Genomic DNA, 14,880 nt, shown 5'->3' with positions numbered 1-14,880 from the left:
CCGGCACGCAGTGCCTTTTGTTTCATAGGAAGTTCCTTCGGAATTTCCTATGAAACAAAAAGAGAGTTACCCTCTTACAAATCTTCAAATTTGCAAAAGAATAACTCTCCTGTTCTATCTATAAATCTATCCAATCCCAAGCACACCATATCCAACTATTCCAAACACCGCCGCAAGAGTGATCACCTTCGGTACTGACCAGTTCTTCTTCAATATCAGATAAAACATCACCACTCCGATCCCGCACCCAAACCAGTCAATCCTCGCATCCGGAAAATAATTTTCCTGCATCAGATCCAGAATCACCGCAAGGATCATTGCGATGCAGATTGGCTTGATCACATTTAACATACAGCTCATAATATCATTGCCGCGGAACTTTGCGAAGCACACCGCTACGCCAAGCGTCAGCGTATAAGCTGGCATCAGCACGCCAATAACCGCTGCAATCCCACCCAGAACATCTGCCGTCTGCATCCCGGCAAAAGTCGCACAGTTAATCCCAAGTGGTCCCGGTGTCATTTCTGCGATAGCGATCAAGTTAGTCAGATCCTCCGCCGTCATCCACTGATTGACCTTCATCTCCTGCATAATAACCGGGATCATCGACATTCCGCCAAAGCTGGTAAATCCGATTTTTATAAACGCTGTAAAAAGTCTGAGATAGATCATGCCGTCTGTCCTCCTCTTGTCTTTTTCACCGCTCTTATAGAAAGCGCCAGTATCACTCCCGCTACGATCATCACCACATTACTGATATCCGTAAATACACAGAGCGCCAGTGCTAACGCACAGATCGGGATTGCTGATTTTCTGCGGAACGCTTCTTTCCCCAGTGAAAGTGCCGCACTTCCCATAATCGGAACTACCGCACAGCGGATTCCGCGAAGTGCCGCATAGCACCAGACATTACTTTTCAGCACCTTATAAAATGCAGTAACAAACGACAGGATCAGAACCGCCGGACAGGTCATTCCGAGTACTGCACAGACACCTCCGAACCAGCCACCTACATAATAACCAAACAGCATACTGATATTGGTGATCATAATTCCGGGAACTGACTTTCCAACTGCAACCATATCCAGCAGTTCCTCTTTTGTGATCAGCTTTCGTTTATCTACAAACTCCTGCTCCATCTGCGCCAGAATGCTCCATCCGCCTCCAAATGTAAAACATCCTATCTTAAAGAAAAATGCAAACAGCATCAGTCCATTTTTGATTCTCTCTTTACTCATCTCTTCTTCCTCCTGTTTCTTTACTTTATCATCTCTATTGACATTAGTAAAATATATGTTTTATTATAAAAAATATAGTTTAAACCTATGGAGGATTTTTTATGAACTGGAATCAGCTGCAATATGTTATCACCATTGCCGAAGAAAAAAGTATCACCAAAGCGGCGCAGAAGCTTTATATTTCCCAGCCTTCCCTTTCCTTAAGCATTCAGGCTCTGGAAAAAGAAACCGGAACCTCTCTTTTTGAGCGGAATCGTGGCGAGATGAAGCTTACCTATGCGGGCTCCCTTTTCTATGAATGGGCAGTTTCCACCCTCCACTCTCATACTCAGTTAGAATGGAAGCTTGGTGATATCGTTTCCGGTTCCCGGACGCTGATCCGGCTGGGCCTCAGTCCCCACCGAAGTGAACGGCTTCTGGCACCGGTTCTGGAACGCTTTTATTCCATGTATGAGAACTGTGATATCCAGATCATTGAGCAGCCGACTTACATCCTGCGTCAGATGCTGGAAGAAGACAAGCTGGATCTGATTCTCGATATTTCCAGCCCAGATACTATCAATTTTGAGAGTGAGCTTCTGGTAAAGGAAAGCTTTGTCCTGGCAATTTCTGACTCTCTGTGTCCTTTTTCCGATCCATCACCAAAAAAGGAGGGCATCTCTGCCACTCCTCAAATTCATTTACCTGCGTTATCTGCAGTTCCATTTATTCTGCTTTCAGAAGATCACGATCTCGGAAAGATCAGCCGGAAGATCTGCGATACTGCTGCCTTCCATCCAAATATCCGCTGCATCTGCACCAGCAGTAATACTGCCTTTTCTCTTGCAAGACGAGGGATGGGGATTGCCTTTCTTCCTGAAATTTATGCACGGACTACTTCCTTTCCGAACATTCATTTCTTTATCCCGGATCACTTTCATGACACCAGGGATATCTGTGCCGTCTACCGGAAAAACATTTATCATCATGCACAGTTTCAGGCGCTTCTTGCTCTCCTCCGCGAGATCGTCCCGGCAATCTACAGGGCAGCTTAGTCTGCCCTAATCCGTACCTTAATTCTCTTCTTTTCCGCCCCTTACTCTACATTTTTCAGTGCCTCATCCATCGGCACATGTTTAATCCTTCGATATTCTAACATTGCCACAACTGCATAGGTTCCGATTCCGATCAGGAACATTTCCACATAGATCTTCGGATCGATCCAAAGTGCGATCCAGCCGGAAATACTGGTCAGCATCATTTCCCGGAACAGCACATTCATAACTGCTTTCTCAATCGGCAGGCTGAGAAGCAGACAGATGATCACCACGATAGTTGTCGACCAGATATAAAGCCTGCTGATCTCTCCATTGGTATATCCCAGGATCTTCGTCATGGAAATAGCCTGTGCATTTTTCTCAATAATGATCTTGGATAACAGATAGATCACAACCATATAAATACCGATTGCAAATGCGTTGACCATCCCCATCATATTTCCCATAGATACATCCAGCTGTCTCGAAATCTTTGTCAGTGCTTCCAGATCAAGCACCGAACCGATGTATTTTCCGTCAATATCCTTGATCTTCGAATTGGAAAAATATCCACTGAAATAATCGTTTCCCAGATCAAAGGTATCATTCAACTGCTCCTGTGGCATAAAGACACAGATTCCACCGCTGTATTTGTAGATTCCTTTAACCTTGAATGTATACTTTGTCTTTTCATATTTTTCTTTCAACGTGATCGAGTCGCCCGGCTTCAACAGAAACTTCTCTGCATAGGCACTGGAAATATAGACACCGTCACCGTCCTCCAGATCTGCATCGATATATTTACTGTCCGGTTTGATTCCATACAGGATCACTTCATCTGTCTTATATTTGCTCGGCAGTGTTTCCAGTGAATACGCACTGAATGCTTCCGCGTCTTCATTTTCCGTCTTTGTTCCATAAGAGAACTGTAAAAGCTCCAGCATACTGTCCAGTTTGTTTCCGCTCATCGCACTTACCGGAACCTCCAGCATATACTGGTATTTTGCAAGCATATTGCTCTGGATATCCTGCTGATAGTGCGAAAGTACTGACGGCAGCAAAAGTCCAAAGAACAAAAGCAGATTCGCAAATATGATTCCAATAAAAAGTACGATGTAATTGCTCATATTCTGGAAGATCACACGCAGTCGGAACCGATGGAAGATTCCAAGCTTCGGACTTAGCCGGACTGCTCTTTTCCGCCTGCTTCCAGAAAGATCTCTTCTCAGAAATTTCAGCGGTGAAAGCCTCAGCTTGTAACGAAGGATTCCATAGTTGACTACCAGCATGATCAGCACCGGAACCACCGTTGTCATCCAGAAAGCCTCTGCATTCCATACTGTCACATAGGTCGGCAGACTATAGCTTCCATAATACATCCCCGCACATACTTTTTTCAGTGCTGTATAACCCAGAATATTTCCGATCACCGCACCAATCAGCGTGACGATCACCGGAAGTGCCATGTAATGTCCGATCAGTTCTTTTCTTGTATACCCAGAAGCCCGCAGAGTTCCGATCACGCCTGCTTCTTTCCGGATCGTATTGCTGATCGTGATTCCAAATACAAACGCAATGATCACAATAATCATATAGAGGAGCATTGTGATCATTGCACGGTCACTCCCCATATCATCACCGGTAAATGTAATTGCCTGGTTCAGATACTGTGGCACAAAAGACTCCAGAGTGACTTCTTCCCCTAGTGCTTCCATCAGATCTTCCGACATCTTTTTTTCCTGTTTTTCATTTTTCGGTTCTTTGTCATACACCCAGGAATAACTGTACTGAATCTTATCCTGATTCAGAGATTCAAACTCTTCCGGTGTTACAACCGATACCCCGAATTTGATTGCATCAAACATGCTGTCATTATTGTTCTGGAACAGGCAGCTATAGTCAGACAGTGCCACAAATCCTGTGACTTTCCACTTTTGTGAACCACTTTTCAGTGTATCTCCGACAGAAATCTTATTATTGTCCGCATACATACGGTCAATTGCCATTTCTCCTGCTTTTTCAGGAAGCTTTCCTTCCATCAGGCACACCAGGTTGATCTCTTCCCTGTTTTTGAAAATACGCATGGTACTTCCATTATCCAGTGCCTCTTCCAGATAAAAGTTTTCATACAGTGTCACACCATTTTTCTCGATGTTTTCCTGTTGTGCTTTGGTAATTTTTTTCTTTACCCGGAAATTTCCATCTTCAATCTTGTATTTCTCAAAGCCTTCATTATATGCTTTTATCATGCTTCCGTCAGCAACCAGAAAGCCGGATACAAACCCAATCGTTGCAATCATAAGGATCAGAACCACCAGGTATTTTCCAATTTCTCCCTTCAGTTCTCTCGGAAGCCGTTTTCTCAACGGACTCTTCATAACACGCGTCCTCCTTACCATTCCAGCTCACTTGCAGAAAGTTTATGCTCATTACAGTAATTTTTGCGGATCATTCCATCACGAAGTTTTACCACCCGGTCTGCCATATCCTTGATTGCATCGTTATGGGTAACCATAATAATGGTATTCCCATATTTCTGATTGACTGTTTCGATCAGCTTCAGGATTTCCTTGGATGTCTTATAATCCAGCGCACCGGTTGGCTCATCACAGAGCAGGATGTCCGGATTTTTGACAATTGCACGTCCAATCGCGGTTCTCTGCTGCTGTCCTCCGGAAAGCTGGTTCGGCAGCTTGTTCTGATGTTCATAAATACCCAGCGTTTGCATCAGCTCATCCACATCCAGCGGACGATTACTTAAATAAGCACCGATTTCAATATTTTCTCTAAGTGTCAGGTTTGGAATCAAATTGTACATCTGGAATATATAACCCAGATGCTTTCTCCGATACAGGGACAGCTTCTTCTCTGTCATATCCTCCAGCTGTTCTCCATCAATCGTAATACTTCCTTCATCTGCCCCGTCAATACCACCTATAATATTCAGAAGAGTCGATTTTCCGGAACCAGATGGTCCCAGAAGCACACAAAACTCTCCTCTTTCAATTTCCAGATCAAATCCTTTCAGAACATTTACCCGGCTGTCGCCTGTTCCAAACGACTTTTTAATCCCCTTAATCTCTAAAAACATTTCTCTACTCCTTCCTTTAGTTACTCACATCGTAGTAATGTTACATTTCATACACTAATGTTAGTTTAGGCTTACTTTTTTGTCAATATTTTAATTGCTATTTTTTCAAAAAGATATTGACAAATGGAAGGAAAATTTTTAAAATAATTATCTGTGTAATTTTATACCAAAATCTTTGTGGATTTTTCTGGATATCAAAATAGATATCTACTTTTCGCCACATAACTTGTTGCAGACAGCGGCAGTTATGTGGCTTTTTATGTATCGGGCTTCTGCCCTTTTTTACAGATTTTGTACCTTATGCTTTATATTTATCAGGAGGAATGTTTATGAACCAGACTTACATGAAAGAAAAACCGATTCTGCCGCTTCTGCTTTCCATGGCTCTGCCAATGGTGATCTCAATGATGGTCAACTCTCTTTATAATATTGTTGACAGCTATTTCGTTGCACAGATCAGTGAAGAAGCAATGACTGCTCTGTCCTTAGTCTACCCGATCCAAAATTTTATCACCTCAGTCGGTGTCGGCTTTGGAATCGGGATCAATGCTGCCATTGCCTTTTTCCTTGGCGCCCAGGATCAGAAAAAAGCGGATGCAGCTGCCACACAGGGACTTTTTCTCTCTGTCATCCACGGTATTGTTCTTACCGTAGTCACAATTGCCGTAATGCCGCTATTTTTACAGATTTTTACAAAAGACGTAACCGTTATTCAGATGGGAAATGCCTACTCCCGGATCGCATTTGGATTTTCCATTGTAATCTCTCTTGAAATTACCTGGGAAAAAATTTTTCAGGCAGTCGGACGGATGCGCGTGTCCATGATCTGCATGATGAGCGGATGTATTTTCAATATCGTACTGGATCCACTTCTGATCTTCGGAATCGGACCGTTCCCGAAAATGGAAATTGAAGGAGCCGCACTTGCAACCGGTCTTGGTCAGGTTGTCACACTGGTACTGTACCTTGCCTTTTATTTTACCAGACCGCTTCCGGTGAAAATTCATAGAAGCTGCCACGTAGACCGTGCCATGGCCGGACGGCTTTACGCGGTTGGAATCCCTGCCACTTTGAATATGGCACTTCCATCCCTGCTTATCACCGCACTAAATGGGATTCTCTCCGCCTACTCCCAGGTTTACGTGGTGGTGCTCGGAATCTATTACAAGCTTCAGACCTTCCTGTATCTTCCGGCAAATGGAATCATCCAGGGAATGCGTCCGTTGATCGGATACAACTACGGTGCCGGTGAGACAAAGCGTGTCCACAGACTGTTTGCCGATACCCTTTATCTGAGTCTTGGGATCATGCTCTTTGGTACCGTTTACTGCCAGCTCTTCCCGGATTCACTGATCGCACTGTTCAGTTCTAATCCGGAAACCATTCAGGCAGGAGGAATGGCACTTCGGATTATCAGCCTCGGATTTTTAGTTTCTTCCGTGTCCATCACCAGCTCTGGTGCACTCGAAGGACTTGGAAAGGGAACACCGTCCCTGCTCATCTCACTGTGCAGATATACGATCATCATTATTCCGGCCGCATTTATCTTAAGCCGGATCTTCGGGGCTTCCGGAGTCTGGTACGCATTCGGAATTACCGAATTTGCAACTGCTGTGATCGCCTATATGACTTACCGGCGGGCAACCATAAAAAACTAGGCATATCTGCATCAAAAAGTTCTACTACTTTTTCGATACAACAAAAAACCGTAAATCCGGATTTGCTCTTTACAATACTGCAAATCTCCGGATTTACGGTTTTTAATTTTCTCTTTATTTTACTTTTCCATCCCAGTCCGACTTTTTATTTGCAGACTATTCTTCTTCGCTGATAATATGTCTCGCAACATAAACACCACTTGCAGATGCATGGGACAGAGAATGTGTAACACCACTTCCGTCACCGATCACATACAGTCCCTTATGGCAGCTTTCCAGATTCTTATCGATCTCTACTTCCATATTGTAGAATTTTACTTCCACACCATAGAGAAGGGTATCGTCATTTGCTGTACCAGGTGCTACCTTATCCAGAGCATAGATCATCTCAATGATTCCATCCATGATTCGCTTTGGAAGAACCAGACTCAGATCACCAGGCGTTGCTGATAAGGTTGGTGTTACCAGACCTTCTTCAATACGCTTTTCTGTACTTCTTCTTCCACGTACCAGATCACCAAAACGCTGTACGATCACACCACCGCCTAGCATATTGGAAAGTCTTGCGATACTTTCACCATATCCGTTACTGTCCTTAAATGGCTCAGAGAAATGCTTTGCAACCAGAAGGGCAAAGTTGGTGTTGTCCGTCTTTTTTTCATTTCCTTCATAGCTGTGTCCGTTTACTGTGATGATACCGTTGGTATTTTCATTTACCACAATACCGTTCGGATTCATACAGAAAGTACGCACATTGTCCTCGAATTTTTCTGTACGGTATACGATCTTGCTCTCGTAAAGCTCATCTGTCAGGTGTGAGAAGATCACTGCCGGAAGCTCTACACGGACACCAATATCCACACGGTTTGATTTGGTCGGGATTGCAAGCTCCTTGCAGACCTTTTCCATCCATTTGCTTCCGCTTCGTCCGACAGAAACCACACATTTCTTACATTCATAAGTGCCATTTTCACATACAATGCGGTATCCGCCATCAGTGATCTCGATTGTCTCAACCGGTGCATCAAAGAAGAAGTCCATTTTATCCTTCATCTGATCATAAAGATTCTGAAGAACGACATAATTGATATCTGTTCCCAGATGACGTACAGATGCATCCAGAAGATTCAGCTTGTTCTGAAGACAAAGCTTTTTAAATTTTGTTCCGGCTGTGGAGTACAGTTTTGTCCCTTCTCCACCATTTTCCATATTGATCTCATCGACGTACTTCATCAGCTCAACAGCCTGTTTTTTACCGATATACTCAAATAAAGTTCCGCCGAAATCATTGGTGATATTGTATTTTCCATCTGAAAATGCTCCGGCTCCGCCAAATCCGCACATGATCGAGCAGCGTTTGCAGTTGATACAGCTCTTTACTTTTTCGCCATCAATCGGACATTTTCTCTTTTCCAGCGGATAACCTTCTTCAAATACTGCAATCTTGCAGTCTGGTTTCTTTTTCATCAACTCATAAGCAGCAAAAATTCCGCCTGGTCCGGCACCGATAATAATTACATCATACTTCATCCGTATATCTCTCCTTTTATTTGCATGATAAAATGATGATACCAGGGTCAAAAGGTCAGAAAGCCGATGCAAGTTTGCTTGCAAGAGGATTTTTGACCTCTTGACCCGCCAAAAACATGAGTAAGTAGCCATTTTTCAAAGAAAAATGAGCGGATTACGAATGTTTTTGAGGATTGCGAGAGTGCAAAGCACGTAGCAATCTGGTATCAAAGGGGTTAAAATACCTTTTGACCCTCACTGGCGTAATCAGATTGCTCCATTGCTAAGCAATTCCCGCAATCCTAATATGTCACATAATAAAACTGCCGTATATCCGTCTGTGTCCAGATGATTATGCACGGCAGTTGTCCTTCTTTTGCACAACCTTTCATATTTTAAGAGAAATCTTTCTTTTCGTCAAGGTGTTTCTTTCTTTTTTTATATGAATTTTGCATGAATTTATTTTCTTTTTTATATAGATTTTGTAATATTTTTCATTATCCAGTTTTTATATTTGCACTGTCAAAAATCTTTCTGTTTCTATATTGCTGTTTCTGCTACCCTTTTCGTTTTCTGGCGGATTTACAACTTCACGATGGTCGGCTCATGTTCCATTGCCGGAATAATCTTCTCTACCAGATCTTTTGTCTTAAGTCTGAGACTCGATGTATTGATACATGGATGACATCCGATATATTCTCCTGTAAGCACATCTTCATCGATCAGAAGCCGTACCATCTTGTCCTTATCATTCATCAGTCCAAGCACACTTAAAGATCCCGGCGTGATGTCCAGATATTGTTCCATATACTCCGCTTTTGCAAAAGAAAGTCTGGACGAACCGATCTGCGCTGACAGATCCTTTGTTTTAAACACCTTATCTCCCGGAAGCATCAATAAATAAAACCGTGTCTCCTGCCGATTGCATAAAAGCAGATTCTTGCAGATCGTCGCCTCCAGTGTCCGGTCAATTTCCTCGCATGCCTCCATTGTCATTGCGGCTTCATGGTCGATTCTCTGATATACGACTCCAAGCGAATCAAGGAAGTCATATACGCGGATTTCCTTATCCAATCTGCCTTGTGTGTCTGTTGGTCTTCCGTTTAGTAATTCCATATAGTTCTCCTCCGTCCTAGATTTTTTATTATTTTCTACTACCTCTAACTCTTACATCTTTTTACTTTTATATTAAATTACTTTTCCCAAGATTGCATTTGCTACATAATGTCTGTAAATTCTCAGGTATTGTTTCTCCCCCTTTTGACCATGGAACAATATGATCAATATGTAGTTCAACACTTGGATTAGTTGCTGGTGATGCCCCACAAATACAGCATTTAAAATTATCCCGTTGCATGATTTTGAATCGAAGGCGCAAATTAACATCACGAGGTGTCTTATGTTTATATCCGCTATTAGAAACAAAGTCATCCATATATTGAACTTCCTTTTCTGGTGCCTTTTCTTTTTTTATAACACAATCAGAGCTTTCATTAACAAACTTAATAAATGCATCCAACGCTCCTCTCCAACCACCAAAGTGTTCCGCATATGCATGCAGTGAATATTTTGAAATGCCATTTTTTATATCAGTTGAAGTCGGTTGCCTACCTAATTTAATCCAAACACATTCAATTTCTTTTAATAATTCTTCATCATTTAATCGTTGGCTAGATACTCGACTAAATGGTTTTAATCCAGCATCACATAATGCCTTATTCCAAGTGCCAAATCGTTTAAAATACGTTGCAGCAGAATACTTTCCATTTTTTCCATATTCTTTACTACTCAAACTATCTTTATTTAAATAAATTGCAACACTTTTTAAATCCATTAAAAGTTCTTCTGTTTCTATATGCTGGTACATATGACTTCCCTTAGCTGCATCTAATTGTCTTTGATTCACTTTCAGCTCACACAACACTAAAACATTATTCCAACTTCCAAAACGACGTAAAAAAGTATTTTTCCCAAATTTTCCTCCTGCTTTTTTATACTCATTTTGAGTGAGTGTATTTCTACCTATCTTTTTAGAAATATCTTTAACATCTTCTAATAGTAATTCATCTGATATATTTCGATGATACTCATTAAGATTAAAATCCATCTCACATTCTCCTTTTTAATTACAACTTTTTCATTCCATTTTATCTTCTAATTTCATATCATCTTTAATAATTTTATACTAATATGAAATCTTTTTTTCAATCATTCCTCCAATATTGAATAAGACCTCATACCTGATTAAAAATCTGATATAAGGTCTTCTTATATTTTTCTTTTATATTATAAACTATTTTCAACCCTTTGCCTAATTGTATTTTATGTTTTCCCTACACATTAAATAAAGCTAGTAAAAAATATGTACAATTTCTTATTACCATTAGCGGCATTTTGTTTTTACAAATGCAATAATATCATCATTCTTTTCCATCACATTTTCATCTTGCTCTAATTCTGTAATAGACATCCATTTATATTTCGTATTATCAATATCAAACTCTTTATTTTCCATATTCTTTGGTACTGAATCCAATAATACTTCATATAATTTATGATTATATATTTTATATAACTTATCACTTTCGGAATATTTGCAATGTTTAGCAACTGTTACATATTTTGTAACTACCGTTTTTCTTAATAGTTTACTTATATAGCTATCCACATTTTCTTTATTTTCATTTGTACTTCTGACATATGGAAATAACCAACATTTCCATCTATCATCATATCTCTGCAAATACTCTCCATCACTATTCTTTACTGCAATAATCGAAAATTCATGCCATTTACCGCTTGTAACTTCAACAAACAATTGCATAATCTTCAGAAAATCTTTTTCAGAAATCCTTCCTATTTTTCTATCCATATACCATTCACTTATTTTAACTATTTTATCAATTCTAGTCCATGAAGGTCGTGACAATCCTACTGCTTTCCAATCTTCGATTTCGATACTATATGGATTTTCTTTATTTCTACTAGTAACATACATAGCAAGGATGGCAATAGTATCATCATCAATTATAATCGCTGGTCTCCGTTTTTCCCTATCTTCATCCCCATATGGAAAATGAATCCACCATACATCACCAATATTATACTTTTCCATGCTGAACTACCTCCCGTTTATAAATTTCATCCCATTCATCTTCCTGAATCCATTCATCTTCCGGTGGCAGTTCCTCTACCTTTATTGCATGCGCCCGAAGCTTATCACGATTCGTATTCAAAAATTGTTTAAAATCTTGAATTGTCTCAATTTCTTTCATGGTTATCTCCTTTTTTAGCGCATTTATTATATCAATTTGTTTATTATACTTTTAAATTTATCATGTGTCAATCTTGCTTCAAATATTATATCAAAATCTGTTAGTCACACCACTGGTAGATCATATATTAGCATTACTATATTTAACATATTACGCCAATAAAAATTATAGTGCAATAAATTTATCAAAAATCCCTTACACCATATTTGATGTAAGGGATCTTCTATAAGCAAATCATTGCTTTGTCTTATTAATTTAATGTATGCTTATTTTGCATTCTTCTGAGCGATTGCAGCCTGAGCAGCAGCCAGACGAGCGATCGGTACACGGAATGGTGAGCAAGATACATAATCAAGACCAATGCTGTTGCAGAATTCTACAGAGCTTGGATCTCCACCATGTTCTCCACAGATACCAACGTGAAGTTTCGGATTAACCGGTTTTCCGAGTTCGATAGCCATCTTCATAAGTTTACCAACACCTGTCTGGTCAAGTTTAGCAAATGGATCGTTCTCGAAGATCTTAGCGTCATAGTAAGCTTCAAGGAACTTACCAGCATCATCACGTGAGAATCCGTATGTCATCTGTGTAAGGTCGTTTGTACCGAAGCAGAAGAAGTCAGCTTCTTTTGCGATGTCATCAGCTGTAAGAGCAGCTCTAGGAATTTCGATCATTGTACCAACTTCGTACTCAAGGTCGCTTCCTGCAGCAGCGATTTCAGCGTCAGCTGTTTCTACTACAAACTTCTTAACATATTTAAGCTCTTTGATATCGCCAACCAGCGGGATCATGATTTCCGGTTTAACATTCCAATCCGGATGAGCTTTCTTAACATTGATAGCAGCACGGATAACTGCGCTTGTCTGCATCTTAGCGATTTCCGGATAAGTTACAGCAAGACGGCATCCACGATGTCCCATCATTGGGTTGAATTCGTGCAGAGAGCTGATGATTGCTTTGATCTGGTCAACAGATTTGCCCTGTGCATCAGCAAGTTTCTTGATATCTTCTTCTTCTGTTGGAACGAATTCATGAAGCGGTGGATCAAGGAAACGAATAGTAACCGGATTTCCTTCCAGTGCTTCATAAAGTTTTTCGAAGTCTCCCTGCTGTTCCGGAAGGATCTTAGCAAGTGCAGCTTCTCTTTCTTCTACTGTTTCAGAGCAGATCATTTCACGGAATGCATCAATTCTGTTGCCTTCGAAGAACATATGCTCTGTACGGCAAAGTCCGATACCTTCAGCACCAAGTTCGCGGGCTTTCTTAGCATCAGCTGGTGTATCAGCATTTGTACGAACTTTCATAGTTCTGTACTTGTCAGCCCATCCCATGATTCTTCCGAATTCACCTGCGATTGTAGCGTCTACAGTCGGGATGATTCCGTCATAAATGTTACCTGTAGATCCATCAAGAGAGATTGCATCTCCTTCATGGTATTCTTTTCCACCAAGTGTGAATTTCTTGTTTTCTTCATCCATGTTGATGTCACCACAACCAGATACACAGCATGTTCCCATACCACGTGCAACAACGGCTGCGTGTGATGTCATACCACCACGAACTGTCAGGATACCCTGAGCAGACTTCATACCTGTGATATCTTCCGGTGATGTTTCAAGACGTACAAGAACAACTTTTTCTCCTCTTGCAGCCCATTCTACAGCATCATCAGCTGTGAAGACGATCTTACCACAAGCAGCTCCTGGAGATGCTCCAAGTGCTTTAGCCATCGGTACAGCAGCTTTCAGTGCAGCTGCATCGAACTGTGGATGAAGCAGTGTATCAAGGTTACGAGGATCGATCATAGCAACTGCTTCTTCTTCGGTTCTCATTCCTTCATCAACGAGATCACAAGCAATCTTAAGAGCAGCCTGAGCTGTTCTCTTACCATTACGTGTCTGAAGCATGTACAGTTTACCATGTTCTACAGTAAACTCCATATCCTGCATATCTCTGTAATGTGTTTCCAGAGTCTTGCATACTTCTTTGAACTGTTTGAATGCTTCTGGGAATTTCTGTTCCATTTCTGAAATGTGCATTGGTGTACGAACACCTGCAACTACGTCTTCTCCCTGAGCATTTGTAAGGAATTCTCCGAACAGTCCGTTATTTCCTGTAGCTGGGTCACGTGTAAATGCAACACCTGTACCACAGTCATCACCCATGTTACCAAATGCCATCATCTGTACGTTAACAGCAGTTCCCCATGAATACGGGATATCGTTGTCACGACGGTATACATTTGCTCTCGGGTTGTCCCATGAACGGAATACGGCTTTGATAGCTCCCATTAACTGTTCCTTTGGATCTGTCGGGAATTCAGCACCGATTTTTTCTTTATATTCTGCCTTGAACTGGTTAGCTAATTCGTGAAGATCTTCTGCTGTAAGTTCAACGTCCTGTTTAACGCCTCTTTCAGCTTTCATCTTGTCGATCAGTTCTTCGAAGTATTTTTTACCTACTTCCATAACTACGTCAGAGTACATCTGAATAAATCTTCTGTAGCAGTCCCAAGCCCAACGTGGGTTGCCTGATTTTTCAGCAAGTACATTGACAACGTCTTCGTTAAGACCAAGGTTCAGGATTGTATCCATCATACCAGGCATAGATGCTCTTGCACCAGAACGAACGGAAACAAGAAGTGGATTCTCTTTATCACCGAATTTCTTTCCTGTGATTCCTTCCATCTTTGTAATAGCTTCCATGATCTGAGCCATGATTTCTTCATTGATCTGTCTTCCGTCCTCATAATACTGAGTACAAGCTTCTGTTGTGATTGTGAAGCCCTGTGGCACTGGAAGACCTAAGTTTGTCATTTCAGCAAGGTTAGCGCCTTTTCCACCAAGCAGGTTTCTCATATCGGCATTACCTTCTGTAAACATGTAAACCCATTTTGTTGCCATTTTACAATTCCTCCTCGTTATTGGTAATTGATATATATAAAACTTGAAAATCACAGTCAGACTGGTAACTGTCTGCTCTTTTCATATCTTATATCGCCCTTAAAAAACGGATTTTACCGCACTAATATTGTAAATGTTTTAACTGTGATAGTCAACCCTTATGCACTTTTTTTCGTACAAAAAAAGTGAA

At 41.0% G+C, this 14,880-nt stretch carries 12 protein-coding genes; 2 read left to right on the top strand and 10 right to left on the bottom strand.

What is annotated here, in order from left to right; genetic code table 11:
• Positions 1–126: 126 nt before the first annotated feature.
• Both AB5213_RS03660 and AB5213_RS03655 read right to left on the bottom strand, forming a co-directional pair.
• Complete coding sequence (locus tag AB5213_RS03660; RefSeq protein ID WP_368276351.1) at positions 127–672, bottom strand: chromate transporter; 546 nt, start codon at positions 670–672, stop codon at positions 127–129.
• A complete protein-coding gene (locus AB5213_RS03655) occupies positions 669–1,238 on the bottom strand; it encodes a chromate transporter (protein ID WP_022220658.1) in 570 nt (189 codons plus the stop codon). Before AB5213_RS03655 ends, AB5213_RS03660 begins: the two co-directional genes overlap by 4 nt.
• 101 nt (positions 1,239–1,339) lie before the next feature.
• On the opposite strand from AB5213_RS03655, the gene AB5213_RS03650 reads away from it, so the two are divergent.
• Positions 1,340–2,272, top strand: a complete 933-nt coding sequence (locus AB5213_RS03650; protein ID WP_368276350.1) for a LysR family transcriptional regulator — start codon at positions 1,340–1,342, stop codon at positions 2,270–2,272.
• A gap of 41 nt (positions 2,273–2,313) precedes the next feature.
• Here the strand turns inward: AB5213_RS03650 and AB5213_RS03645 are convergent, their stop codons facing one another.
• Positions 2,314–4,632, bottom strand: a complete 2,319-nt coding sequence (locus AB5213_RS03645; protein WP_368276349.1) for an ABC transporter permease — start codon at positions 4,630–4,632, stop codon at positions 2,314–2,316.
• Positions 4,633–4,646: 14 nt separating this feature from the next.
• A complete protein-coding gene (locus AB5213_RS03640) occupies positions 4,647–5,345 on the bottom strand; it encodes an ABC transporter ATP-binding protein (protein WP_117822769.1) in 699 nt (232 codons plus the stop codon).
• Positions 5,346–5,674: 329 nt separating this feature from the next.
• Here AB5213_RS03640 and AB5213_RS03635 point away from each other — a divergent pair, with 329 nt between their 5' ends.
• The gene (locus AB5213_RS03635; protein ID WP_368276348.1) at positions 5,675–7,003 is read left to right on the top strand and encodes an MATE family efflux transporter; all 1,329 of its coding nucleotides are present in this window, start codon (positions 5,675–5,677) and stop codon (positions 7,001–7,003) included.
• 156 nt (positions 7,004–7,159) lie between these two features.
• Here AB5213_RS03635 and AB5213_RS03630 read toward each other — a convergent pair whose 3' ends face one another.
• The 6 genes from AB5213_RS03630 to ppdK form a co-directional block, all read right to left on the bottom strand.
• The gene (locus tag AB5213_RS03630; RefSeq protein WP_368276347.1) at positions 7,160–8,533 is read right to left on the bottom strand and encodes an NAD(P)/FAD-dependent oxidoreductase; all 1,374 of its coding nucleotides are present in this window, start codon (positions 8,531–8,533) and stop codon (positions 7,160–7,162) included.
• Between the two features lie 561 nt (positions 8,534–9,094).
• Positions 9,095–9,628: a prolyl-tRNA synthetase associated domain-containing protein gene (locus tag AB5213_RS03625; RefSeq protein ID WP_368276346.1), complete on the bottom strand. Its 534-nt coding sequence runs from the start codon at positions 9,626–9,628 to the stop codon at positions 9,095–9,097.
• 67 nt (positions 9,629–9,695) lie between these two features.
• Positions 9,696–10,619, bottom strand: coding sequence for an HNH endonuclease (locus AB5213_RS03620; RefSeq protein ID WP_368276345.1), 924 nt, complete (start codon positions 10,617–10,619; stop codon positions 9,696–9,698).
• Positions 10,620–10,895: 276 nt separating this feature from the next.
• A complete protein-coding gene (locus AB5213_RS03615) occupies positions 10,896–11,627 on the bottom strand; it encodes a type II toxin-antitoxin system PemK/MazF family toxin (protein ID WP_368276344.1) in 732 nt (243 codons plus the stop codon).
• Entirely contained in the window at positions 11,614–11,787 is a 174-nt protein-coding gene (locus AB5213_RS03610) for a hypothetical protein (protein ID WP_368276343.1), read from the bottom strand. The genes AB5213_RS03615 and AB5213_RS03610 overlap by 14 nt, the downstream gene beginning before the upstream one ends.
• Positions 11,788–12,053: 266 nt before the next feature.
• On the bottom strand, positions 12,054–14,690 hold the full coding sequence (gene ppdK, locus AB5213_RS03605; protein ID WP_008372032.1) for a pyruvate, phosphate dikinase: 2,637 nt from the start codon (positions 14,688–14,690) through the stop codon (positions 12,054–12,056).
• Positions 14,691–14,880 lie beyond the last annotated feature (190 nt).

Origin of the sequence: Coprococcus sp. RTP21204st1_G4_RTP21204_210225 (assembly GCF_040915385.1) — a bacterium.
Lineage (GTDB): Bacteria > Bacillota > Clostridia > Lachnospirales > Lachnospiraceae > Allocoprococcus > Allocoprococcus comes.
This window is presented reverse-complemented; position numbering and strand designations above follow the sequence as displayed.